The 23314-nt window shown below is 67.7% G+C and carries 23 protein-coding genes; 13 read left to right on the top strand and 10 right to left on the bottom strand.

Annotated features, from left to right (window positions below; genetic code table 11):
- Positions 1-134: 134 nt before the first annotated feature.
- From BBJ41_RS09260 to BBJ41_RS09215, 10 genes are all read right to left on the bottom strand, one after another.
- A complete protein-coding gene (locus tag BBJ41_RS09260) occupies positions 135-608 on the bottom strand; it encodes an outer membrane lipoprotein (RefSeq protein WP_047899750.1) in 474 nt (157 codons plus the stop codon).
- Positions 609-627: 19 nt separating this feature from the next.
- Positions 628-1566: a carbohydrate kinase family protein gene (locus tag BBJ41_RS09255; protein ID WP_069746257.1), complete on the bottom strand. Its 939-nt coding sequence runs from the start codon at positions 1564-1566 to the stop codon at positions 628-630.
- A 94-nt stretch (positions 1567-1660) separates the two neighbouring features.
- On the bottom strand, positions 1661-2164 hold the full coding sequence (gene tpx / locus BBJ41_RS09250; protein WP_069746256.1) for a thiol peroxidase: 504 nt from the start codon (positions 2162-2164) through the stop codon (positions 1661-1663).
- Positions 2165-2237: 73 nt separating this feature from the next.
- Entirely contained in the window at positions 2238-3590 is a 1353-nt protein-coding gene (locus tag BBJ41_RS09245) for a zinc-ribbon and DUF3426 domain-containing protein (protein ID WP_069746255.1), read from the bottom strand.
- Between the two features lie 45 nt (positions 3591-3635).
- On the bottom strand, positions 3636-4538 hold the full coding sequence (gene prmA, locus BBJ41_RS09240; RefSeq protein ID WP_069746254.1) for a 50S ribosomal protein L11 methyltransferase: 903 nt from the start codon (positions 4536-4538) through the stop codon (positions 3636-3638).
- Between the two features lie 2 nt (positions 4539-4540).
- Positions 4541-5908: an acetyl-CoA carboxylase biotin carboxylase subunit gene (accC, locus tag BBJ41_RS09235; protein ID WP_048251162.1), complete on the bottom strand. Its 1368-nt coding sequence runs from the start codon at positions 5906-5908 to the stop codon at positions 4541-4543.
- Between the two features lie 84 nt (positions 5909-5992).
- A complete protein-coding gene (accB, locus tag BBJ41_RS09230) occupies positions 5993-6466 on the bottom strand; it encodes an acetyl-CoA carboxylase biotin carboxyl carrier protein (protein ID WP_069746253.1) in 474 nt (157 codons plus the stop codon).
- Between the two features lie 66 nt (positions 6467-6532).
- Positions 6533-6985 carry a type II 3-dehydroquinate dehydratase gene (gene aroQ, locus BBJ41_RS09225; RefSeq protein ID WP_057926821.1) on the bottom strand — a complete coding sequence of 151 codons (453 nt, stop codon included), beginning with the start codon at positions 6983-6985 and terminating at the stop codon, positions 6533-6535.
- Positions 6986-7179: 194 nt separating this feature from the next.
- Entirely contained in the window at positions 7180-7734 is a 555-nt protein-coding gene (locus tag BBJ41_RS09220) for a TlpA family protein disulfide reductase (RefSeq protein ID WP_069746252.1), read from the bottom strand.
- 7 nt (positions 7735-7741) lie between these two features.
- Positions 7742-8386 carry a UDP-N-acetylmuramate--alanine ligase gene (locus BBJ41_RS09215; RefSeq protein WP_069747647.1) on the bottom strand — a complete coding sequence of 215 codons (645 nt, stop codon included), beginning with the start codon at positions 8384-8386 and terminating at the stop codon, positions 7742-7744.
- 80 nt (positions 8387-8466) lie between these two features.
- Here BBJ41_RS09215 and mpl point away from each other — a divergent pair, with 80 nt between their 5' ends.
- The 13 genes from mpl (at position 8467) to araG (ending at position 23312) form a co-directional block, all read left to right on the top strand.
- On the top strand, positions 8467-10017 hold the full coding sequence (gene mpl, locus BBJ41_RS09210) for a UDP-N-acetylmuramate:L-alanyl-gamma-D-glutamyl-meso-diaminopimelate ligase (RefSeq protein WP_418222202.1): 1551 nt from the start codon (positions 8467-8469) through the stop codon (positions 10015-10017).
- Entirely contained in the window at positions 10014-10583 is a 570-nt protein-coding gene (locus BBJ41_RS09205; RefSeq protein WP_069746250.1) for a YqiA/YcfP family alpha/beta fold hydrolase, read from the top strand. The genes mpl and BBJ41_RS09205 overlap by 4 nt, the downstream gene beginning before the upstream one ends.
- A gap of 80 nt (positions 10584-10663) precedes the next feature.
- Positions 10664-12748: an RNB domain-containing ribonuclease gene (locus BBJ41_RS09200; RefSeq protein ID WP_069746249.1), complete on the top strand. Its 2085-nt coding sequence runs from the start codon at positions 10664-10666 to the stop codon at positions 12746-12748.
- Entirely contained in the window at positions 12745-13611 is an 867-nt protein-coding gene (aroE, locus tag BBJ41_RS09195) for a shikimate dehydrogenase (RefSeq protein WP_069746248.1), read from the top strand. The genes BBJ41_RS09200 and aroE overlap by 4 nt, the downstream gene beginning before the upstream one ends.
- 14 nt (positions 13612-13625) lie before the next feature.
- The gene (gene mtgA, locus BBJ41_RS09190; RefSeq protein ID WP_069746247.1) at positions 13626-14363 is read left to right on the top strand and encodes a monofunctional biosynthetic peptidoglycan transglycosylase; all 738 of its coding nucleotides are present in this window, start codon (positions 13626-13628) and stop codon (positions 14361-14363) included.
- 428 nt (positions 14364-14791) lie between these two features.
- Positions 14792-16402: a S10 family peptidase gene (locus tag BBJ41_RS09185; RefSeq protein ID WP_069746246.1), complete on the top strand. Its 1611-nt coding sequence runs from the start codon at positions 14792-14794 to the stop codon at positions 16400-16402.
- Between the two features lie 77 nt (positions 16403-16479).
- Positions 16480-16878: an EF-hand domain-containing protein gene (locus tag BBJ41_RS09180; RefSeq protein ID WP_069746245.1), complete on the top strand. Its 399-nt coding sequence runs from the start codon at positions 16480-16482 to the stop codon at positions 16876-16878.
- A 354-nt stretch (positions 16879-17232) separates the two neighbouring features.
- Entirely contained in the window at positions 17233-18132 is a 900-nt protein-coding gene (locus BBJ41_RS09175; protein WP_069746244.1) for an IclR family transcriptional regulator, read from the top strand.
- Positions 18129-19154: a 2-dehydro-3-deoxygalactonokinase gene (locus BBJ41_RS09170; RefSeq protein ID WP_069746243.1), complete on the top strand. Its 1026-nt coding sequence runs from the start codon at positions 18129-18131 to the stop codon at positions 19152-19154. Before BBJ41_RS09175 ends, BBJ41_RS09170 begins: the two co-directional genes overlap by 4 nt.
- 23 nt (positions 19155-19177) lie before the next feature.
- Complete coding sequence (locus tag BBJ41_RS09165) at positions 19178-19855, top strand: 2-dehydro-3-deoxy-6-phosphogalactonate aldolase (protein ID WP_069746242.1); 678 nt, start codon at positions 19178-19180, stop codon at positions 19853-19855.
- On the top strand, positions 19855-20634 hold the full coding sequence (locus BBJ41_RS09160) for an SDR family oxidoreductase (protein WP_069747646.1): 780 nt from the start codon (positions 19855-19857) through the stop codon (positions 20632-20634). Before BBJ41_RS09165 ends, BBJ41_RS09160 begins: the two co-directional genes overlap by 1 nt.
- Before the next feature lie 102 nt (positions 20635-20736).
- Positions 20737-21732 (top strand): arabinose ABC transporter substrate-binding protein, encoded by a 996-nt coding sequence (locus BBJ41_RS09155; protein ID WP_069746241.1) that lies wholly within the window; start codon positions 20737-20739, stop codon positions 21730-21732.
- 68 nt (positions 21733-21800) lie between these two features.
- Positions 21801-23312: an L-arabinose ABC transporter ATP-binding protein AraG gene (araG, locus tag BBJ41_RS09150; RefSeq protein WP_069747645.1), complete on the top strand. Its 1512-nt coding sequence runs from the start codon at positions 21801-21803 to the stop codon at positions 23310-23312.
- Positions 23313-23314: the final 2 nt, after the last annotated feature.

The raw sequence follows: 23314 nt of genomic DNA, 5'->3' as shown, positions 1-23314 counted from the left end.
AGGTGGCGGGATTTTTTTCGTCCGTGTTCTGCTCGTCCGTGCGCCGGCACCGGCGAGTACGGACGAAAAAAAACGCATGTGCAGCTTCGCACATGCGTTCGACCGCGGCTTGCGCCGCGTGCTGAGGTACCCGGTTAGTGCGTGACGCGCGTGACGCCGCCACTCGACAGCAGCCGCACACGTTCGCCGGCGCGGAACGCTTCGCCGCTTGCCGCTTGCGTGATCGAGCGCAGATCGCCGTTGTCGAGGCGCACGGTGATTTCGACACCGTTCGCCGTGCTGAGGTTTTCGCCGACCGCGTTACCCGCGACCGCGCCAACGAGGCCGCCTGCGATGGCGGTCAGGATCGATCCCTTGCCGCCGCCGATCGCGCTGCCTGCAACCGCGCCGAGTGCGCCGCCGCCGAGCGTGCCGATCGCGCTGCCGCCGCCGTCGGACTGGATGCGCACCGCACGGACGCTTTCGACCACGCCCATGCGGACCGTCTGTTCGCGCTGCGCCTGGCCGACGCTATAGACGTCCGCCGAACCGGGCGCCGTGAAGCAGCCGGCGAGGGTCAGCGTGGCCGTCAGCATGGCCGCGAGCGTGAGGGTTTTTTTCGTCAACATCTTTGCTCTCCCACAATATTCATTTGAGACTGTAACCGAAGGCAGCCTCAAAGCGCGCGTCGATTTCGGCGCGCGTCAGTACGTAAGTCTGGGGCCCCTGGTGGGCGATCTTGAGCGAGCCCATCAGGCTCGCGAGGCGGCCCGTGGTTGCCCAGTCGAGGCCGTTCTCGATGCCGTACAGCAGGCCGCCCCGGAAGGCATCGCCGCAGCCGGTCGGATCGACGACACGCTCGGCACCCACGACGGGAATCTGTTCTTCGCCGTTTTTGTGAAGAATGGTGGAGCCGTGCTCGCCGCGCGTGATGATCAACGCCTGAACCCGGCTGGCGATTTCCTGTTCGGACCAGCCCGTCTTGTCGCTGACGAGCTTGCCTTCGTAGTCGTTGACCGCGACGAACGTCGCGAGTTCAATGATGCGGCGCAGCGTCGCACCGTCGAACAGCGGCAGGCCCTGGCCCGGATCGAAGATGAACGGGACGCCGGCCTTCGCGAACTGTTCGGCGTGCTGGACCATCCCGTCGAAGCCGTCCGGCGCGACGATGCCGAGCTTCACGCCCGGCACTTCGTCCGCGCGGTTCAGGTGCGACTGCATCATCGCGCCGGGGTGGAATGCGGTGATCTGGTTGTTGTCGAGATCGGTCGTGATCATGGCCTGCGCGGTGTGCGTATCGGGCACCACGCGCACGCTTGCCTTCGACAGGCCGAGGCTGTCGAGGCGCTCGAGATAGCGGTCCGCGTCGTTCGCGCCGACCGTCGCCATGATGCGTGCGTCGCCGCCGAGCATGTGCAGCGCGTAGGCGATGTTCCCCGCGCAGCCGCCGAATTCGCGTCGCATCGTCGGCACGAGGAAGCTCACGTTGAGAAGGTGAACCTGGTCGGGCAGGATGTGCTCGCGGAACCGACCTTCGAAGGTCATGATGTTGTCGTAGGCGAGCGAGCCGCAAATCAGCGTAGTCAAGGCGTGCGTTCCTGTAGAGAGTAAAGGGAAGCAACCGCCCGGCCGGCGCGCGGAGCCCGTCGGGTCTCGCGCGGCAGGGCCGGGCGGCAGCGGATTACTTCAGTGCGGCGAGCGCGGCGTCGTAGTTCGGCTCGTCCTTGATCTCGCCGACGAGCTCGGCGTGGATCACCTTGTCCTGCGCGTCGAGCACGACGACCGCACGTGCGGTCAGGCCGTTCAGCGGGCCGCTCGTCACGTCGACGCCGTACGCGTTCGCGAACGCGCGGCCGCTGCGGAACGTCGAAGCCGTCACGACGTTTTCGAGGCCTTCGGTCGTGCAGAAGCGCGTGGCGGCGAACGGCAGGTCGGCGGACACGACGACCACGACCGTGTTGTCGAGCGACGACGCGGCTTCGTTGAACTTGCGGGTCGACGTCGCGCAGGTCGGCGTGTCGAGGCTCGGCACGATGTTCAGCACCTTGCGCTTGCCGGCGAAGCTGGCGAGCGACAGATCGGCGAGATCCTTGCCGACCAGCTTGAAATCGGCGGCTTGGGCGCCGGCGGCCGGGAACGTGCCGGCGATTTCGATCGGGTTGCCACCCAGCGTAACTTTGCTCATGTTCGTGCTCCGAAATAGCGCGCCGTTCGGGCGCGCGGGTTGAGACGGGCGCGCCAGCGCGCGCCGCGGCGCGTCACGGATAGAAAATCTGGACGCGGAAATTCGAGGCGGGCGTGCCGTTCGTTTCGAGGCGGACGACCATCGTCTGCGTCGTGCCGGGCGGCAGCCCGGCGTCGATCGGCGTGCCCGGGCGCACGTAGTCGCGCGGCGCGAGCACGCGGCGCACGGTGACGTGATTGGTGTCGTCGAGCAGCGTCAGCTCGAGCGACGGGTACGCGAGCGCGACGCGGTAGCGGTTCGTCAGCGGCACCTTCAGTTCGAGCTCGCGCGGGCCGTCGAGCTGGCGCAGGTCGGTCGCGTCGAGCCGCAGGCCGTCGATCGCGCGCGGCGGCGCGACCGTGCAGCCGAGCGGCGCGCAAGCCTGCCGGAACCAGCCCTGCGTCACGGGCCAGTAGATCATCAGCGTTTCACGCTGCCACCACGCGAGCTGCGTGACCAGCAGCACGGCCAGCACGGCGGCGACGAGGCCGCCGAAAAAGCCGCCGAGCAACCCGCGCCGCTGCGGTGCGCGCGTCTCGCGCGTCACGGCGAAGTGCGGACGATCGTCGTCGGTCAGCGCGGCTGCGAAAGGTGCGGCGGGCTCGTTGCCGGCAGTTGCCTCGACCGGTGTCTTGTCGGGCCGGATGGCGTTGTCGACGGGTTCTGACGCGGTTTCGGGAATGGCGGGCGCCGGCGCGAAAGCAAAGTGCGGTTCACGTGGCGCGCGATCGTCGTCCGGCACGGCGAAGCGCGCATTGCCGACGGGTTCGGCTGCATCGGCAGCAGTTTCCGCGTCGGACGGAATAGGTGCGACGAAGCGGGGCTCACGCGGGTCGCGCTCGACTGGCGCCACGCCGGGGCCGGCCGATGCTTCGTTTTCGCGATGGGGCGAATGCGATTCGTGTGAATGCGTGGCGGCAGCGGGTGCGTCCGGCTCGGCCGGGGAGGGCGAGATCGGCGCGGGCGTACCCGACAGGTGAACGACGCCGGCTTCGGTGGACGGGAGCGCGAGCGGCACCAGCGGTTCGGTGCGCAAGGTCTGCACGTTGTGCTGCAGTGACGGATCGACGCCGCCGTCGAGCCACGGCGCCCACATGTCCCAGCCTTCCGGCTTGTAATCGGTGTCGGACGGTGCCCCGGCCGGTGCGTCGGCGGCGAACAGCCGGGCAGGCGAAGCCTGATGGTGCGCGTCGCCGGCGTCCGGCGCGGCAGCCGTTTCGGTCAATGCCGGTTCGGGCTGCTGCGCGTGCTCGGGAACGAGCGATTGCGACGCGTTGAAGATTTCGTGGCAATGCCCGCAGCGCACGAGCCCTTCATGCAGCGAGAGCTGTTCCTGCTGCAGCCGGAAGACGGTTTCGCAATGAGGGCAGCGCGTCGCAAGAAGCATGTCGAGCCGGGCGGCCTGCTGGCCAGAGTGAAGGACAGCGCTATTCTAATGGCTTTCCCGCCGGGTTCCGGCGAGGCATACCCAACCTTCGTGTTCGCGCCAGACCGAGATGTCGACGTAACGCGCGTAGACGGCCGCGACTTCGTCCGCCTGGCGCGCGAGCACGCCCGACAGCGCGATGCGCCCGCCCGGTTTGACCTTCGACGCGAGCATCGACGCCATCAGCTTCAGCGGGTTCGACAGGATGTTCGCGACGACGATGTCGAATTCGCCGTCCGGGCATGCATCGGGCAGCCCGTACGTGACTTCCGCACGGTTGCGTTCGCTGTTCTGCCGCGCCGATTCGACCGCTTGCGGATCGATGTCGATGCCGATGACGGGGTTCGCCCCGCATTTCTTCGCGAGGATCGCGAGAATGCCCGAGCCGCAACCGTAGTCGAGCACCGACTGGCCGGGCTTCACCGACTGCTCGAGCCATTCCATGCACAGGCGCGTGGTCGGGTGGCTGCCGGTGCCGAAGGCGAGGCCGGGGTCGAGTTCGAGTACGAGCGCATCGGGATCGGGCGCATCGTGCCACGACGGCACGACCCAGATCCGCTCGCCGATCGGAATCGGCTCGAACTGCGATTGCGTGAGGCGCACCCAGTCCTGTTCTTCGACTTCGCGCACGGTGAACGTCGGCGTTTCGGCGACGCCGATCTCGTTCGCGGCCGCCGCGAGCAGCACGGCCGGCTCATGGTCGGCCGCGAGCAGCGCGACCACGCGCGAGTGCTGCCACGCGGTGCGGTCGGGCACGAGGCCCGGCTCGCCGAAGAGCGGCTGTTCGTCGGGCGTGTCGGCATCGGCGTCCTCGACGGACACCGACAGCGCGCCGAGTTCGAGCAGCGCGTCGGACAGCGCCTCCGCATGCTCACGGGCCAGTTCAACGACGAGTTCGCGATAGCTCATGCTTACGCTTCTTCCGGTGCGACCTGCTGCTTCTGCGCGAGCCGGTTTTCGAGGTAATGGATGCTGGTGCCGCCTTCGACGAACTTCGAGTCGATCATCAGCTCGCGGTGCAGCGGGATGTTGGTCTGGATGCCTTCGACGACCATTTCCGACAGCGCGATGCGCATCCGGCTGATCGCCTGCTCGCGCGTCGCGCCGTAGGTGATCAGCTTGCCGATCATCGAATCATAGTTCGGCGGCACGAAATAGCCATTGTAGGCATGCGAGTCGACGCGCACGCCGGGGCCGCCCGGCGTATGCCACGACGTGATCCGGCCCGGCGACGGCGTGAACTTGAACGGATCTTCCGCGTTGATCCGGCATTCGATCGCATGCCCGCGGAACTGGATGTCGCGCTGGCGCAGCGTGAGCTTCTCGCCGGCCGCGATACGGATCTGTTCCTGCACGATGTCGACGCCCGTGATCAGCTCCGACACCGGATGCTCGACCTGCACGCGCGTGTTCATCTCGATGAAGTAGAACTCGTTGTTCTCGTACAGGAATTCGAACGTGCCCGCGCCGAGATAGCCCATCTTCTTGCACGCGTCCGCGCAGCGGTCGCCGATGCGGTCGATCAGGCGGCGCGGGATGCCCGGCGCCGGCGCTTCCTCGATCACCTTCTGGTGGCGGCGCTGCATCGAGCAGTCGCGCTCACCGAGCCAGATCGCGTTCTTGTACGCGTCGGACAGCACCTGGATCTCGATGTGGCGCGGGTTCTCGAGGAACTTCTCCATGTACACCTGCGGGTTGCCGAACGCACGGCCGGCTTCCTCGCGGGTCATGTTGACCGCGTTGACGAGCGCAGCCTCGGTGTGCACGACGCGCATCCCGCGGCCGCCACCGCCGCCGGCGGCCTTGATGATGACCGGGTAGCCGATTGCGCGCGCAATCTTCACGATCTCCTTCGGATCGTCCGGCAACGCGCCTTCCGAGCCCGGCACGCACGGCACGCCGGTCTTGATCATCGTCTGCTTCGCGGTGACCTTGTCGCCCATCATGCGGATCGTTTCCGGGCGCGGGCCGATGAACGTGAAGCCCGACTGCTCGACGCGTTCCGCGAAATCGGCGTTTTCCGACAGGAAGCCGTAGCCGGGGTGGATCGCCTCGGCATCGGTGACTTCCGCGGCGCTGATCAGCGCCGGCATGTTCAGGTAGCTCAGGTTCGACGGGGCCGGGCCGATACAGACGGCTTCGTCCGCGAGGCGCACGTACTTGGCTTCCTTGTCGGCTTCCGAGTAGACGACCACCGTCTTGACGCCGAGCTCGCGGCACGCGCGCTGGATGCGCAGCGCGATTTCACCGCGGTTGGCAATGAGGATTTTTTCAAACATAGCGAGTATTCGTCTCTTCGAGGGGCGCGCGAACGGCGCCTGGCGAGCATCGGCGGCGCGCGGCCGACAGGCCGCGCGGCGGGCTTAGCCGATCACGAAAAGCGGCTGGCCGTATTCGACGGCCTGGCCGTTCTCGACGAGGATTTCCTTGATCACACCGGCTTTGTCCGACTCGATCTCGTTGAGCAGCTTCATCGCTTCGATGATGCAGATCGTCTGGCCTTCCTTGACCGTGTCGCCGACCTGGACGAACGGGTCCGCGCCCGGCGACGGTGCGCGATAGAACGTGCCGACCATCGGCGACGTCACGACGTGACCCTGCGGAACGGCGGGCGCGGCAGCGGCGCCTGCGGCCGGCGCAGCGGCACCTTCGGTCGGCAGCGCCATCGACGGCGCGGGCGCGCTGACCTGCGGGGCAAACCCAGCCGCCTGCTGTACATAGACCGGCGGCGCGTTCTTGACGATGCGCACCTTGCCTTCGCCTTCCGTCACTTCCAGCTCGGAGATGCCGGATTCGGAGACGAGGTCGATCAGAGTTTTCAGCTTACGAAGATCCATCGGGAATTCCCCTTTCAATACGTGAAAGCGCCGGTTAGGAGCCGGCGCTGAATCTAGATCGCGAAATCAGCCGCGCGACGTGCCTTGCAGCTTGTCCAGCGCGTACTCGAGCGCGTACAGATAACCTTTCCAGCCGAGCCCGCAGATCACGCCTTCGGCCTGGTCGGAAAAGTAGGAGTGGTGCCTGAACGCTTCGCGGCGATGCACGTTCGACAAGTGAACCTCGACGAACGGGATGCCAACGCCGGCGATCGCGTCCCGGATCGCGACGCTCGTGTGCGTATACGCGGCCGGATTGATCAGGATGAAATCGGTCTGTTCTTCCCGCGCGGCCTGGATGCGGTCGACGAGCGCGCCTTCGTGGTTGCTCTGGAACGACGACAGCTCGGCACCGGCCTCCTGCGCACGCGCGGCAAGCGCCTGATCGATCTGCGCCAGCGTGACGCGGCCGTACACCTCCGGTTCCCGGGTGCCGAGAAGGTTCAGGTTCGGGCCGTGCAGCACCAGCAATCGTGTCATGGTCGCTTCTATTTCTGCGGAATTGCGCGAACTTTAGCGCTATTTAGAGAAATTTGTCTAGTTTTGCCGAACGGCCGAGCGGGCCGGACCTGCAAGAATTACCGGTGCGGCTGCAAAGTATCGGCGATTTCACGCGAAATTGCGGCGATCGACCAGCAAATCGCCGCCAACGTGCGGACAGCCGTTCGGGCGCGTTACAGCGCGTCGAGCGTCTTTTTCAGCTCGGCCGGCTGGATTTGTCCCAATTTTGTCTCGCGAATCTTGCCGGTTTCGTCGATGACGACCGTAAACGGCAACGCGCCGGCAGTATTTCCGAAATTGCGGGCCAGATCGGCGCCTGCGTAACCGCTGACGAAGACCGGATAGTCGACCTTCACTTTCTGCAGAAAGTTCTTCACGTTCTGTTCGGAATCGACGCCGATCCCGATGAAACGGATGCCCTTCTGCTTGTATTGATGCGATAGCGCGACGAGCTCGGGCATCTCCTCGACGCACGGGCCGCACCACGATGCCCAGAAATTGACGACGACCTTCTGGCCCTTGAAGGCGGCCAGGGTGGCCGGCTTGCCGTCGACACCCGTCAGCGACGCTGCCCACAGCTGGTCGACCGGGCTGCCCTGTGCGGCGGGCGCGGCGACGGCGACGCCGTCGTCGGCACTGCTGCCGCGGAACCAGTGGCCGGCGGCGATTCCGCCGGCGACGGCGGCGGCCGCGACCACCGCGAGCGCCAACATGCGTTTCATCATCATCGTTGAATCATTCAGGTTCGGAAGGGGCTTTGCCTGCTTCGACGAGCGCACGCAGCGCGGCGGCATCCGCTCGGGCAACCCGGCCGCGCGCGTCGGCCTTGACCGCGCCGCGCAGGTCGTCGCTCGCGTAGAGCGCGAGGTGGATGCCGATCGCGTCGACGTCGCGCCGCGGGCGCCACAGGAAGCTCAGTGTCTCGACATCGGCGCGGCCCGCGAAGTGCCGCGTCTCGGATACGTCGTACTGGATGTTCTGGTTCAGCAGGTAGATCGCGACGTCCTTCGGGTTGTCGGCGAATGCCTGCAAATGGATATCCGAATGCGCGTTGGCCGTGCCGTTCAGCACGGCGCCCGTCACATACGGACGGAACTCGGCGAGCCGGCGCATCCAGTCGAGCGCGATCTCGCGCAGGCGGCGCAGTTCTTCCGGCTGCGTGTCGCTCTGGAACAGTGCGAGGTACTCGCGCAGTTCTTCTTCGATCTGGTCGTTATCCGGCAGCCATTCGCCGGCAACGCGCGAATCGCCCAGCAACTGGCGCGCGGCCTTGCGTTTCGCGCCGGCATAGTCCAGCCCGTCCTCCGCGATCAGGCGGGCGGCGGACTGGGCAATTTCCTCGCGGACGCGCCGCGGGTCGACAAGAGGTTTGCGAGACATGATCCGGCAATCATACTCGATCGCCGCAGCGCCCGAGCGCGGGTGCGGCGGCCTGCCGCCCGGCGTGCGGCGGCGTTCGCATGCATCGTTCGGGCCGCCGGGCACGGCAGGCCGTCAGTTACAATAATGCTCTTTGTGTCGCGGCAAAGGTCGTTGGCCGGGCGCCGGTCGCACGGCCTGTGCGCCGCGCCGCAGACGCATCTTTTCCGAATCGACGGCGCCCGGCGGCGCGAAAGCATTCATCTATGCACATCCACATTCTTGGCATCTGCGGCACCTTCATGGGCGGTCTCGCCGTACTCGCGCGCGAGGCGGGCCACACGGTGACGGGTTGCGACGCGGGCGTCTATCCGCCGATGAGCACGCAGCTCGAGGCGCAGGGCATCACGCTGGTCGAGGGCTACGGCGCCGAACAGATCGACCTGAAACCGGACCTGTTCGTGATCGGCAACGTCGTCACGCGCGGCAATCCGCTGATGGAGGCGATCCTCGATCGCGGCCTGCCGTACGTGTCGGGCCCGCAGTGGCTCGGCGAGCACGTGCTGGCCGGCAAATGGGTGCTCGCGGTCGCGGGCACGCACGGCAAGACGACCACGTCGTCGATGCTCGCGTGGCTGCTGGAAGATTCGGGCCTGAACCCGGGCTTCCTGATCGGCGGCGTGCCGCTGAACTTCGGCGTGTCGGCGCGGCTCACCGATTCGAGCTTCTTCGTGATCGAGGCCGACGAATACGATACGGCGTTCTTCGACAAGCGCTCGAAGTTCGTCCATTATCGGCCGCGCACCGCCGTGCTGAACAACCTCGAATTCGATCACGCAGACATCTTCCCGGATCTTGCCGCGATCGAGACGCAATTCCACCATCTCGTGCGCACTGTGCCCGGTGTCGGGCGGATTGTGACGAACGGCCGCTCGGATGCGCTCGAGCGCGTGCTGACGCGCGGCTGCTGGAGCGAGGTCGAGCGGTTCGGCGTCGACGGCGGCTGGCAGGCGCTGCCGGCCGAGGACGGCGTGCCGGTCGACGAGCGCTTTGCCGTGTACTCGCACGCGGAGCGCGTCGGTGAAGTCGCGTGGCAGGTGCAGGGCGATCACAACCGGATGAATGCGCTCGCGGCGATCGCGGCTGCGCGCCACGTCGGCGTGCCGCCCGCGCAGGCGGCCGCCTCCCTCGCGTCGTTCCGCAACGTGAAGCGCCGCATGGAAGTGCGCGGCAGCGTCGACGGCGTGACCGTCTACGACGACTTCGCGCATCATCCGACCGCGATCGACACCACGATCGCCGGCCTTCGTGCACGCATCGGCCGCCAGAATGCCCGCATCCTCGCCGTGCTCGAGCCGCGCTCGAACACGATGAAGCTCGGCGTGATGAAGTCGCAATTGCCGGCGAGCCTGGCCGACGCCGATCTCGTGTTCGGCTACGGTGCGCCGGCAGGGCGCGACGCGCTCGGCTGGAATCTCGGCGAGGCGTTGGCGCCGCTCGGCGACAAGGCGCGCGCGTTCGACGATCTTCAGCTGCTGGTGAAGTCCGTCGTCGATGCCGCGCGCCCGGGCGACCACGTGCTCGTGATGAGCAACGGCGGCTTCGGCGGCGTGCACCAGAAGCTGCTCGACGCGCTCGGGAGCCGCCCGTGATCCTGTATCTGCACGGTTTCCGGTCGTCGCCGGAATCGCAAAAGTCGCAGCTGCTCGCCGCGCGCATGGCCGAGCTCGGCCGCACGGACGAGTGGCGCTGCCCGTCGCTGTCGGTGTCGCCGCTCGACGCGATCGCGGTTGCCGAGGCGGAAGTCGCGGGTGCCCGCGACGTGACCGTCATCGGCAGTTCGCTCGGTGGCTACTACGCCACGTGGCTGGCCGAAAAGCACGGCTGGAAGGCCGTGCTGCTGAATCCGGCCATCGTGCCGCAACGCGATCTCGAGCAGCATCTCGGCGAACAGCCGCTGTGGCACGGCGGCGGCACGATCGTCGTCGAGCGCCATCACCTGCACGAGCTCGATGCGCTGCGCGTGCCGGCGATCACGCGCGCCGACCGCTACTATCTGTTCGCGGCGACCGGCGACGAAGTGCTCGACTATCGCGAGATGCTTGCCCATTACCCGGGCGCGAAAACGCACGTGATCGAAGGCAGTGATCACGGAATCAGCGAATTTGCCGACTATGTCGACGACGTTCTCGCGTTTTGCGACGGAAAAACGCGATAAACCGGCCGCGTGCCGATCGAATCCCCATCATCATGCGGCGCCGCCGACGCGGCGCCCGGCAGTCTGAACGAGAGTACTGAGTGAACGTTTTCTTCGAGGAATCGGGCAGTTTCAAGGCGGGCAGCGTGCTGTCGCGCCAGGGCGACGCATTTCAGGTCGAGTTGCCCGGCGGGCGGCGGGCGAAGGTGCGCGCGAAAGACGTGCTGATCGAATTCGACAAGCCGGCCGCGGGCGAACTGATGCAGGAGGCCGACACGGCCGCGCAGCAGATCGATCTGGATTTCCTGTGGGAATGCGCGCCGTCCGACGAGTTCGCGTATACGGCGCTGGCCGAGGAGTACTTCGGCGCGGCGTACGGTCCGGTCGAGCGCGCGGCGCTGGTGCTGCGGCTGCACGGCTCGCCCGTCTACTTCCGCCGCAAGGGGCGCGGCCAGTACCAGCGCGCACCGGAAGAGCAGCTCAAGATGGCGCTCGCGTCGCTCGAGCGCAAGCGCCAGCAGGCGCTCGTGCAGGCGCAGTATGAAGAGGAGCTGAAGGCCGGCAAGCTGCCGGAGGCATTCGCGGGCAAGGTGCTCGGGCTGCTGACGCGGCCGGACAAGAACGCGATCGAATACAAGGCGATGGAAGCGGCGGCCGGCGCGCGCGGCGTGTCGCCGGCGCGGCTGATGCTCGACTGCGGCGGCATCGCGTCGCCGCGCGCGCTGCACGAGGCGCGCTTTCTCGCGGAATTCTTCCCGCACGGCACGGGCTTCCCGTCCGTCGCGGTCGGCGCGCTGCCGGACGACCTGCCGCGCGCGGACGTCGAGGCGTTCTCGATCGACGACATCACGACGACCGAAATCGACGACGCGTTCTCGGTCGAGCACCTGTCCGACGGCCGGGTGCGGATCGGCGTGCACATCGCGGCGCCGGCGCTCGGCATCGTGCGCGGCGATGCGGTCGACGCGATCGCGCGCACGCGCCTGTCGACCGTCTACATGCCGGGCGACAAGATCACGATGCTGCCGGACGACGTCGTCGACGTGTTCACGCTGAAGGAGGGCGATTACCGCCCGGCGCTGTCGCTGTACAGCATCGTCAACCGCGAAACGCAGGAGATCGTCGCGAACGAAACGCGCGCCGAACTCGTGTTCGTGAAGAACAACCTGCGTCACAACACGCTCGACGAACTGGTCAACGAAGAGACGCTCGCGGCCGGCACCGGCGACTATCCGCACAAGGAAGACATCGCGGTGCTGTGGCCGCTCGCGCAGGCGCTGTTCGAGAAGCGCCAGCTCGCGCGCGCCGGCTACGGCCTGAAGCGCGAAGTACAGCGCAACACCGACTACAACTTCTATGTCGAAGGCGAGCACGTGTCGATCACGCCGCGCCGCCGTGGTTCGCCGCTGGACCTGATCGTGTCGGAACTCGCGATTCTCGCGAACTCGACCTGGGGCGCGTTCCTGCACGACCACACGGTGCCCGGCATCTACCGCTCGCAGCGCGGCTTCGGCGCGCCGGGCCCGAAGCGCACGCGGATGCAGACGTCGGCCGCACCGCACGAAGGCCTCGGTGTGCCGCAGTACGCCTGGAGCACGTCGCCGCTGCGCCGCTACGTCGACCTCGTGAACCAGTGGCAGTTGCTCGCGTGCGTGCAGCATGGCGTGACCGCGAAGCTCGCCGCGCCGTTCAAGCCGAAGGACGCCGACCTGTACGCGGTCGTGCAGGGCTTCGACGATACCTACACGGCCTACGCCGACTACCAGCGCCGGATGGAGTACTTCTGGTGCCTGCGCTGGCTCGCGCAGGAGCAGAAGAAGCACGTCGTCGCGAGCGTGGTGAAGGGCGATCTCGTGCGCCTCGAGGAAATCCCGCTGCTGCTGCACGTGCCGGGGCTCGGCGTGCATGCGCGCGGCACGCGCGTGCTGCTCGACGTGATGTCGCTCGACGAGCTGACGATCGAGGCGTCGGTGCGATTGCTGAACGTGCTCGACGCGCCGACCGTGACGGGCGGCGATACGGCCGAGGATGAGGACGACGCCGAAGGCGGCGACGATACCCTGATCGACGCGGAAGACGCCTCGGCGGAAACCGAGGCGGAAGCGCTGGCCGAATCGGACGGTGCGGCGGCAGCGGCCGGCGAAGCCGCGAACGGCAACGACAGCGAAGAGGGGCGCGCATCATGACCACGGTCGTGTCGACGAGCGGCGCCGACCGCTATGTGGTGTTCGGCAACCCGGTGGCGCACAGCAAGTCGCCGTTCATCCACGCGCAGTTCGCCGCGCAGACGGGCGAGCCGATCGCCTACACGCACCGGCTCGCGCCGGTCGACGGTTTCGAGGCGGCGGTGCGTGAGTTCGTCGCCGAAGGCGGCCGCGGCGCGAACGTGACGGTGCCGTTCAAGCTCGACGCCCATGCGCTCGCCGACACGCTGTCGCCGCGCGCGGCGGCCGCGGGTGCGGTGAACACGCTGCGCATCGACGCGGACGGCCGCATTCACGGCGACAACACCGACGGCGTCGGCCTCGTGCGCGACATCGAGTCGAATCTCGGCGTGTCGCTCGCGGGCGCGCGCATCCTGCTGCTCGGCGCGGGCGGTGCGGCACGCGGTGTCGTGCTGCCGCTGCTCGACCGCGCGCCGCTGTCGATCACGATCGTGAACCGCACGGCGAGCAAGGCCGAAGCGCTCGTCGGCCAGTTCATGCAGGCCGCGCACGATGCGGGCTGTACGCTCGCGGGCGGCGGCTCCGACGTCGTGCGCGCGGAACCGTACGACGTGATCGTCAACGCGACGGCCGGCAGCCTCGACGCCGCGCTGCCGGAGTGCGACGCGGCCGCGTTCGGCGCAGGTACGCTCGCGTACGACATGATGTACGGCGCGCAGCCGACGGTGTTCATGCAGCACGCGGCGTCGCTCGGCGCACGCACCGCCGACGGGCTCGGGATGCTCGTCGAGCAGGCGGCCGAATCGTTCTTCATCTGGCGCGGCGTGCGGCCCGACGGCGCGCCCGTGCTCGCCGCACTGCGCCAGGCGCTCGCGGCAGGCTGAACGGAGCGCGGCACGTGGCGGCGGTAAGCGGCACGCAGCGTACGCGGACGGTCAGCCCGGCCCGCTGGCTCGTCTATGCGGGCGCGGTGTTCGCGGGCGCGTGGCTCGCGACGCAACTGTTCTATCTCGCGCAGATCGCGCTGTGGTCGTTCGTGAATCCGGGCTCGACCGCGTTCATGCGCACCGACGCGTGGTGGCTGTCGCGCGACAAGCCGCCCGCGCAGATCCAGCACCAGTGGGTGCCGTACGACCAGATCTCGCGCAACCTGAAGCGCGCGCTGATCGCCTCCGAAGATTCGACCTTCGCGACCAACAACGGCTACGACGTCGACGCGATCCTGCAGGCGTGGGAGAAGAACAAGGCACGCGGCCGGATCGTCGCGGGCGGTTCGACGATCACGCAGCAGCTCGCGCGCAACCTGTTCCTGTCGCGCGAGAAGAGCTACATCCGCAAGGGGCAGGAGCTCATCATCACGTGGATGCTCGAGACGGTGCTCGACAAGGAGCGGATCTTCGAGATCTACCTGAATTCGATCGAATGGGGCCGCGGCGTGTACGGCGCCGAGGCGGCCGCACGCTATTACTACAGGATTCCCGCGAGCCGGCTCGGCGCGTGGCAGTCGGCGCGGCTCGCGGTGATGCTGCCGAAGCCGCGCTGGTTCGACGCGCATCGCGGCTCGGCCTACCAGGCGCAGCGCGCGGCGGTCATTGCGCGCCGGATGGGCGCGGCCGAACTCCCGCCATCCGAGTGAACGGCGCACCCGCGCCGTCGCATCGTCCTTTCCGCCGTCAACGCGCCGTTGGTGCGCTGCAGCGCATTCGTGTCGCGCGCATTTCGGGCCACATCCTTTAGACGAATTCGTCTATTTCGCTTTGCTGACCAATGCTGCCGGCTGCGCAATTTTGTGTGTCGATATGGCACGAAATCCTTGGTTTTTTAGTCTTCCCGGGTAAACGCGAATGCCGGCGAAAGGCGTATGAAATGCAACGTTTTGCGAATCGAAGCATTCCTGAAAGGTGTGCACCGCACCGGCCGCCGGCCAAATATTTCAAAATTTTTCAAAGCTGACGGGCTCGCGTATATTGGCCAGCGCCTCGGCTTATCGGCCGCAATCGAGGCAGGGGGGCGGCTTACCCGGCTGCTCGACACAAAAAAACATCCGAGAGAAGGAAAGCAACGATGCCAGCGAGCAAAGCGAAGCTGTTGTTGGGGGTTGTGTTCTCTTCGCTGATTCTGACGGCCTGCAACGACGACGTGACATCGTCCGCCGCCACAAGCGCCGACAACTCAGCCGATCCCGCCAGCCAGGTGGACAGGGCGTACAACGATCCCAACAGTTATTCGTCGAGCGCGACCGCGTCGCTCGACGCGTCCGCCGCGGTCGAAAAGGCCGCCGTCACGCATCACCAGATCACGCTGAACGGCAAGACGATCCGCTACACGGCCACGGCCGGCCACCTCGTCGCGCGCAATCCGCAAACCGGCGCGCCCGAAGCATCGTTCTTCTACGTCGCCTACACGGCCGACAACCAGCCCGCCGCCAAGCGTCCTGTCACGTTCCTGTACAACGGCGGCCCCGGCTCGGCATCGGTGTGGCTGCACCTCGGCTCGTTCGGCCCGAGGCGGATCCAGACGGGCGACCCGAACGCGAACACGTCGAACTTCCCGTTCGTCGACAACCAGGAGAGCCTGCTCGACACGACCGACCTCGTGTTCGTCGATGCGATCGGCACCGGCTTCTCCGAAGCGGTTGCGCCGAACACGAACCAGTCGTTCTGGGGCGTCGACCAGGACGGCGGCGCGTTCCGCGATTTCGTGGTCCGCTATCTGACCGTGAACCAGCGCAACGATTCGCCGAAATACCTGTTCGGCGAGTCGTACGGCACGCCGCGTACCGACGTGCTCGCGAACCTGCTCGAGACGGCCGGCGTGAAGCTGGCGGGCATCGTGCTGCAGTCGTCGATCCTGAACTACAACGCGAACTGCGACATGGCGAGCGACTATGTCGGCAACTCGAACAACGGGTCGAGCCCGGTGAGCTGCGCGGGCTTCGTGCCGTCGTACGGCACCGTCGGCGCGTACTACCAGCTCGACAACCCGAACCCGTCGAACCTGCCGCAGTATGCTGACCAGATGCGCCTGCTGACGGCCGGCAGCTACGCGCCTGCCGTGAACGCGTACCTGGCGAGCCATACGCCGCCGCCGCCGAATCTCGTCACGACGATGGCGAATTCGACCGGCGTGAAAGCGTCGCTGTGGAATGCGAACTTCAACGTGATCCCGACCTTCTTCGACAACAGCTTCCAGTTGTCGTTGGTGCCGGGCACGCTGATCGGCCGCTACGACGCGCGCGTGAACGTGCCGGTATCGAGCCCGCTCGCCTCGGGCGGCGATCCGTCGAGCACGTACATCACGCAGCCGTTCACCGACACGATCGGCCGCTATCTGCCCAACGAGCTGAAGTACACCGCGCAGTCGGCGTATTCGTTGAGCAGCAATGCGATCAACACGTGGGACTGGACGCACGACGGCCTCGCGATGCCCGACACGATCCCCGATCTTGCCGCGGCGTTGACGCTGAATCCGTCGCTGAAGGTGCTGTCGCTGAACGGGTATCACGACATCGCGACGCCGTTCTACCAGACCGAGCTCGACCTCGCGCGGCTCGGGACGCAACCGAACCTGACGATCAAGGACTACCAGGGCGGACACATGGTCTATCTCGACGATACGTCGCGTCCGCAGGAGAAAGCCGACCTCGTGACCTTCTACAACGCGGTCGCGCATTGATGCGCCGGGCCGGCGACGGGCGCCCCGGGCGGCGCCGCGCCGGCCGTCGACGACCTCATTCCAGACTGGAGCCTGATATGAAGAATCGTTTCATCGTCGTTGCCGCGGCGCTCGCATGCGCAGGCATGGCAGCATCCGTATCCGCGTTTGCACAGGCGAGCGACGCCGCCGCGCCGGTGCGCGCGCGCCAGGCGCAGCTCGGCGATCCGTATGTGCCGCCGGCCGCGCGCAAGCCGACGGCCGGCACGCAGACGACCGGCGCCGCGCTGCACGCGCAGGTGGTGCGCAAGCTCGCGCGGCAGTTCAGCGCGGCCGATACGCAGAACACGGGTTCGATCACCGAGGCGCAGGCGCGCGCGGCCGGCCTCGGCTACGTCGCGAACAACTTCCGGCAGATCGACTCGACCGGCAACGGCCGCGTGTCGTTCGGCGACGTGCAGCGCTACATGCAGGCGCGAAGCACGAGCCAACAGTAAGCAGCGAGGCGTGCGTGGACAAACGGGGGCGGAACCTGCTGATCGGCGGGTTCCGCCCCCTTGTGCATGGCGCCGCCGCTGCGTCGCGTATGCGGCGGATTTCGCCTGAATTCTCATTATCTGGGCAACGCATTCAAATATTGGAGGCGAGTGCGTGCGCTCCTACAATCCGAAGCACATCGACAGCTTCGGACCCACGCATCGCGCGGCGCCCGACGCACACGGAGACACATTCCATGAGTTTCGCCGGGCGCTTTCCTCGGTGCATCGACCGCCGCGTCGCCGCGACGCCGGACACAGTTCCGGCGCCGCGCTGCGCGCGGCTTCACCGATTCCGTTGAAGAAGCCCGCCCCATGACCAAGATGCCCGTATCCCTTGCCCTCGACGCCCGGCGCGCGACGCCGGCCGATGTGTCGCTGACCGACAGCATCGGCGCGACCAGCATGCCGCTCGATCTCGCCGCGCAGCAGGCCGGCACGCAGACGCTGCTGCGCGGCCTCGCGATCCTCGAAGCGATCGCGAACGGCGCACGCGACATGCGCGCGATCGGCGCGGCGCTCGGCACGACGCGCAGCACGACGCACCGGCTCGTCAGCAGCCTCGTGCAGGCGCGCTACCTGCGCCAGGTGCAGGGCGGCTACCTGCTCGGCCCGAAGCTGATCGAGCTCGGCACGATCGCGCTCGAACAGATGCCGCTCACCGCAGTGGCGCGCCCGCACCTCGAAGCGCTTGCCGAAGCGACGCTCGACACGATCCATCTCGGCGTGCGCGACGGCGACGATGTGCTGTACATCGACAAGATTCCCGGCACGCGCGGCCTCGAGATGCGCTCGCGCGTCGGCCACCGGATGCCGCTCGCATCGACGGGCATCGGCAAGGCGATGATGCTCGACCTCGATCCCGACCTGTGGCGCTCGCTGTTCGAGGCGGCGCGGCGCGCGCTGGCCGGCGTCAACTTCAAGCCCGACAACCGGCCCGAGACGAGCGCGTTTCTGCAGCGCATGGCCCATTACGCGGCCGGCGGCTATACGTTCGACCTCGAGGAGAACGAGGCGTCGATCCGCTGCGTGGCCGCGCCGATCCGCGACGCGTCGGGCGCGGTCGTCGCGGCGGTGTCGGTCGCGAGCACGATTCCGTACATGCCGCACGACCGGATGGACGAACTGATACCGCTCGTGCAGCGCGAAGCGCGAGCCATTTCCGCGGAACTGGGCTGGAGCCCGCCGCAGGGTACCCGCAGGATCAAACGATGACGATTTCGACCCGGACCGTTCCGGAAGCCAGCTCCGCCGCCCCGTCGCTGATCGCGCTCGACTGGGGCACGACGTCGCTGCGCGCCTATCTCTACGACGCGCACGGCGCGCTGATCGACACGCGCAGCCGCGCGGCGGGCGTCATGCATGTGCCGGGCGGCGGCGCGCACGCGTTCGACGCGGTGTTCGAGGAAGCGTGCGGCGACTGGCTCGACCGGACGCCCGGCCTGCCGGTGCTCGCCGCCGGGATGGTCGGCAGCGCGCAGGGCTGGCGCGAGGCGCCGTACGTCGCGGTGCCGGCCGGCGCCGATGCGCTCGTCGCGGGCCTCATCACGGTGACGACGTCGCGCGGCGCGACGGTCTCGATCGTGCCGGGCGTGATCGCGACCGGCGAATTGCCGGACGTGATGCGCGGCGAAGAAACGCAGATATTCGGCGCACTCGCGAGCGATCCCATGCTTGGCGCAGATCGTTCAGGCGTACTGATCGGACTGCCGGGCACCCACGCTAAATGGGCATGGGTGAAGGACGGGCTGATCGAGCGCTTCCAGACCTTCATGACGGGCGAGCTGTTCGCGGTGCTGCGCGACCACACGATCCTCGGCCGCACGATGCGCGCAGGCGCGTCGCCTGACCATGAAGCGTTCGTGCGCGGCGTATCGGTCGCGCGCGGTGCGCAGCGCACCGGGCTGCTCGCGACGATCTTCAGCACGCGCACGCTCGGGCTGACCGACCGGCTCGCGCCCGATGCGCAGGGCGATTATTTGTCCGGCCTGCTGATCGGCCATGAACTCAATGCGCTCGACGCGATGCTCGCGGAGCGCGGCATCGCGCTCGCGGACCAGCCGCTGCGGCTGATCGGCGACGACAGCCTGTGCGCGCGCTACGTCGATGCGCTCGATGTATTCGGCCATGCGCATGCGCAGGTCGTCGCGCATGCGACCGAGCGCGGCCTGTGGCGGATCGCATCGCGCGCCGGGCTCGTGCGCGCGGATGGCGAGCGCGCCTTCGCCGACCAATGAACCGATTGCAGAGGAATCCAGTCATGCCGTCCGACCTTACGTTGCCCGCGCCGTACGCGCCCCACGCCGTACTGATGCGCGCGTTCGACGCGTGCCCGCTGATCGCGATCCTGCGCGGGATCACGCCCGCCGAAGCGGCCGACCACGGCCACGCGCTTTACGAAGCCGGCTTCCGGATCATGGAGGTGCCGCTCAACTCGCCGGACCCGTTCGGCAGCATCGCAGCGCTGCGGCGCGTGCTGCCGGACGACGCGATCGTCGGCGCGGGCACCGTGCTGCGCGCCGAGTATGTCGATCGCGTGCAGGATGCGGGCGGCGCGCTGATCGTGATGCCGCACAGCGACGCGGCCGTGATCCGCCGTGCGCGCGAGCGCGGCCTCGCGAGCGCGCCGGGCGTCGCGACGCCCACCGAAGCGTTCGCGGCGCTCACGAACGGCGCCGACGTGCTGAAGATGTTCCCGGCCGAGCAGCTCGGCGTGCCCGTCGTGAAGGCGTGGCGCGCGGTGATCGACCGCGCGGTGCCGCTGATCCCGGTCGGCGGTATCTCGCCCGACAACATGCAGCCGTTCCTCGCGGCCGGCGCGAACGGCTTCGGGCTCGGCTCGGCGCTGTACCGTCCCGGCCAGCCGGCCGAAGCGACCGCGGCGAACGCGCGCGCGTTCCAGGCCGGCTTGCGCGTCGCGCGCGACGGAACCGCATGATGGGCCGCCTCGCGGGCAAGGTCACGATGATGACGGGCGCGGGCCGCGGCATCGGCGCCGCGATCGCCCGCGCGTTCGCTCGCGAGGGCGCGGCCGTCGCGCTCGTCGATCTCGACTTCCCGCAGGCGCAGTTCACGGCTGCCGCGATTGCGCACGACATCGACGGCGCACGCGTGCTGCCGCTGCATGCGGACGTCGCGCGGCAGGAATCCGTGCGCGACGCGCACGCGCAGACCGAGGCGGCGTTCGGCCCGCTCGACGTGCTGGTGAACAACGCGGGCATCAACGTGTTCGCCGATCCGCTGACGATGACCGACGACGACTGGCGCCGCTGCTTCGCGGTCGATCTCGACGGCGTGTGGCACGGCTGCCGCGCGGCGCTGCCCGGGATGGTCGAGCGCGGTCGCGGCAGCATCGTCAACATCGCGTCGACCCACGCATTCCGGATCATCCCGGGCTGCTTCCCGTACCCGGTCGCGAAGCACGGCGTGCTTGGCCTCACGCGCGCGCTCGGCATCGAATACGCGGCGCGCAACGTGCGCGTGAACGCAATCGCGCCGGGCTACATCGAGACGCAACTCACGCGCGACTGGTGGGATGCGCAGGCCGATCCGGCCGCGGCGCGCGCCGAGACGCTCGCGCTGCAGCCGATGAAGCGGATCGGCCGGCCGGAGGAAGTCGCGATGACGGCCGTGTTCCTCGCATCCGACGAGGCGCCGTTCATCAATGCCGCGTGCATCACCGTCGACGGCGGGCGCGCGGCGCTGTACCACGACTGACGCAACGATTCGAAAGACCGCACGTGCGACGGCCGCGCGCACGCTGCGTCGAAACCAACAAGCGGCTGCATCCTGTTCGATGAAGACAAGGAGACACTGGAGATGAAACGCAGAACGTTCGTAACGCTGGCCGCGGCAGCCGCGGTGGTGATGGGCAGCCCGGTTGCGCACGCGGCCGACCCGGTCAAGATCGGCTTCCTGGTGAAACAGCCGGAAGAGCCGTGGTTCCAGGACGAGTGGAAATTCGCCGAGATGGCGGCGAAGGACAAGGGCTTCACGCTCGTGAAGATCGGTGCGCCGTCGGGCGAGAAGGTGATGAGCGCGATCGACAACCTGTCCGCGCAGAAAGTGCAGGGCTTCATCATCTGCACGCCCGACGTGAAGCTCGGGCCGGGCATCGTCGCGAAGGCGAAGTCGCACAACCTGAAGATGATGACGGTCGACGACCGCCTCGTCGACGGCGCGGGCAAGCCGCTCGAGTCGGTGCCGCACATGGGGATTTCCGCGTACAACATCGGCAAGCAGGTCGGCGACGGCATCGCGGCCGAGATCAAGAAACGCGGCTGGAACATGAAGGACGTCGGTGCGATCGACATCACCTACGAGCAGCTGCCGACCGCGCACGACCGCACCAGCGGCGCGACCGACGCGCTGGTGGCCGCCGGCTTCCCGAAGGCGAACGTGATCGCGGCGCCGCAGGCGAAGACCGACACCGAGAACGCATTCAACGCGGCCAACATCGCGCTGACGAAGAACCCGCAGTTCAAGCACTGGGTCGCGTACGGCCTGAACGACGAGGCCGTGCTCGGCGCGGTGCGCGCGGCCGAAGGGCGCGGCTTCAAGGCGGACAACATGATCGGCATCGGCATCGGCGGTTCCGACTCGGCACTCAACGAATTCAAGAAGCCGCAGCCGACGGGCTTCTACGGCACCGTGATCATCAGCCCGAAGCGCCACGGCGAGGAAACCTCGGACCTGATGTACACGTGGATCACCCAGGGCAAGGCGCCGCCGCCGCTCACGCTGACGACGGGCATGCTCGCGACGCGCGATAACGTGGCGAAGGTGCGCGACGAGATGGGGCTCGCATCGAAGTAAGCGGCCCGCCGGCTGCCGCGGCGATGCGGCGGCCGGCGGTCGATCGATTCCGGAAGTGGGGAGACGACGTGTCAGCGGCACTGCGTTTTGACAATATCGGCAAGGTATTTCCTGGCGTGCGCGCGCTCGACGGCATTTCGTTCGACGTGCAGGCGGGCGAGGTGCACGGCCTGATGGGCGAGAACGGCGCGGGCAAGTCGACGCTGCTGAAGATTCTCGGCGGCGAATACCAGCCCGATGCGGGCAGCGTGCTGGTCGACGGCCGGCCCGTGCAGTTCGCGAATGCGGCGGCGTCGATCGCGGCCGGCATCGCGGTGATTCACCAGGAGCTGCAGTACGTGCCCGACCTGACGGTCGCGGAAAACCTGCTGCTCGGCCGCCTGCCGAACGCGTTCGGCTGGGTGAGGAAGCGCGAGGCGAAGCGCTACGTGCGCGAGCGGCTCGCCGCGATGGGCGTCGATCTCGATCCCGACGCGAAGCTCGGGCGGCTGTCGATCGCGCAGCGGCAGATGGTCGAGATCTGCAAGGCGCTGATGCGCAATGCGCGCGTGATCGCGCTCGACGAACCGACGAGCTCGCTGTCGCATCGCGAGACCGAGGTGCTGTTCAAGCTCGTCGACGACCTGCGTGCGCAAGGGCGTGCGCTGATCTACATCTCGCACCGGATGGACGAGATCTACCGGCTGTGCAACGCATGCACGATCTTTCGCGACGGGCGCAAGATCGCGTCGCACGGATTGCTTGCCGATGTGCCGCGCGAGCGGCTCGTCGCCGAGATGGTCGGGCGCGAGATTTCCGACATCTACCATTACGCGCCGCGCGCGCTCGGCGACGTGCGGTTCTCCGCCGAAGGCGTCGACGGCCCGGCGTTGCGCGAACCGGCGAGCTTCTCGGTGCGCGCGGGCGAGATCGTCGGCTTCTTCGGGCTCGTCGGCGCGGGTCGCAGCGAACTGATGCGGCTCGTGTACGGCGCGGATCACCGGCGCGCGGGCGTGCTGACGCTCGACGGCGCGCGCATCGACGTGAAGCGCACCGGCGACGCGATCCGCCACGGCATCGTGCTGTGTCCGGAGGACCGCAAGGAAGAAGGGATCATCGCGATCGCGTCGGTCGCGGAGAACATCAACATCAGCTGCCGCCGCCATTCGCTGCGCGCGGGGCTGTTCATCAATCGCAAGGCCGAAAGCGAAACGGCCGACCGCTTCATCCAGCGGCTGAAGATCAAGACGCCGAGCCGGCGGCAGAAGATCCGTTTTCTGTCGGGCGGCAACCAGCAGAAGGCGATCCTGTCGCGCTGGCTCGCGGAGCCCGACCTGAAGGTCGTGATCCTCGACGAGCCGACGCGCGGGATCGACGTCGGCGCGAAGCACGAGATCTACGACGTGATCTACCGGCTCGCGGAGCGCGGCTGCGCGATCGTGATGGTGTCGTCGGAGCTGCCGGAAGTGCTCGGCGTGTCCGATCGCATCGTCGTGATGCGTGAAGGCCGGATCGCGGGCGAGCTGCCGCGCGAACAGGCGAACGAGCACGCGGTGCTGAACCTCGCGTTGCCGCAGACGAGCGCGGTCGAGGCGGCCTGACG

The sequence above is a fragment of the Burkholderia stabilis genome (genome assembly GCF_001742165.1).
In the GTDB taxonomy this organism is placed as follows: domain Bacteria; phylum Pseudomonadota; class Gammaproteobacteria; order Burkholderiales; family Burkholderiaceae; genus Burkholderia; species Burkholderia stabilis.
The sequence above is the reverse complement of the archived record's forward strand: the minus strand, read 5'-3'. Positions and strand labels throughout refer to the sequence as shown.

Excerpts from the sequence above, each read along its gene's own strand:
- BBJ41_RS09260 (WP_047899750.1), bottom strand. The coding sequence starts at position 608 with ATGTTGACGAAAAAAACCCTCACGCTCGCGGCCATGCTGACGGCCACG.
- tpx (WP_069746256.1), bottom strand. The coding sequence starts at position 2,164 with ATGAGCAAAGTTACGCTGGGTGGCAACCCGATCGAAATCGCCGGCACG.
- BBJ41_RS09245 (WP_069746255.1), bottom strand. The coding sequence starts at position 3,590 with ATGCTTCTTGCGACGCGCTGCCCTCATTGCGAAACCGTCTTCCGGCTG.
- prmA (WP_069746254.1), bottom strand. The coding sequence starts at position 4,538 with ATGAGCTATCGCGAACTCGTCGTTGAACTGGCCCGTGAGCATGCGGAG.
- accC (WP_048251162.1), bottom strand. The coding sequence starts at position 5,908 with ATGTTTGAAAAAATCCTCATTGCCAACCGCGGTGAAATCGCGCTGCGC.
- accB (WP_069746253.1), bottom strand. The coding sequence starts at position 6,466 with ATGGATCTTCGTAAGCTGAAAACTCTGATCGACCTCGTCTCCGAATCC.
- aroQ (WP_057926821.1), bottom strand. The coding sequence starts at position 6,985 with ATGACACGATTGCTGGTGCTGCACGGCCCGAACCTGAACCTTCTCGGC.
- BBJ41_RS09220 (WP_069746252.1), bottom strand. The coding sequence starts at position 7,734 with ATGATGATGAAACGCATGTTGGCGCTCGCGGTGGTCGCGGCCGCCGCC.
- BBJ41_RS09215 (WP_069747647.1), bottom strand. The coding sequence starts at position 8,386 with ATGTCTCGCAAACCTCTTGTCGACCCGCGGCGCGTCCGCGAGGAAATT.
- mpl (WP_418222202.1), top strand. The coding sequence starts at position 8,467 with ATGCATCGTTCGGGCCGCCGGGCACGGCAGGCCGTCAGTTACAATAAT.
- aroE (WP_069746248.1), top strand. The coding sequence starts at position 12,745 with ATGACCACGGTCGTGTCGACGAGCGGCGCCGACCGCTATGTGGTGTTC.
- BBJ41_RS09185 (WP_069746246.1), top strand. The coding sequence starts at position 14,792 with ATGCCAGCGAGCAAAGCGAAGCTGTTGTTGGGGGTTGTGTTCTCTTCG.
- BBJ41_RS09180 (WP_069746245.1), top strand. The coding sequence starts at position 16,480 with ATGAAGAATCGTTTCATCGTCGTTGCCGCGGCGCTCGCATGCGCAGGC.
- BBJ41_RS09175 (WP_069746244.1), top strand. The coding sequence starts at position 17,233 with ATGACCAAGATGCCCGTATCCCTTGCCCTCGACGCCCGGCGCGCGACG.
- BBJ41_RS09170 (WP_069746243.1), top strand. The coding sequence starts at position 18,129 with ATGACGATTTCGACCCGGACCGTTCCGGAAGCCAGCTCCGCCGCCCCG.
- BBJ41_RS09165 (WP_069746242.1), top strand. The coding sequence starts at position 19,178 with ATGCCGTCCGACCTTACGTTGCCCGCGCCGTACGCGCCCCACGCCGTA.
- BBJ41_RS09160 (WP_069747646.1), top strand. The coding sequence starts at position 19,855 with ATGGGCCGCCTCGCGGGCAAGGTCACGATGATGACGGGCGCGGGCCGC.
- BBJ41_RS09155 (WP_069746241.1), top strand. The coding sequence starts at position 20,737 with ATGAAACGCAGAACGTTCGTAACGCTGGCCGCGGCAGCCGCGGTGGTG.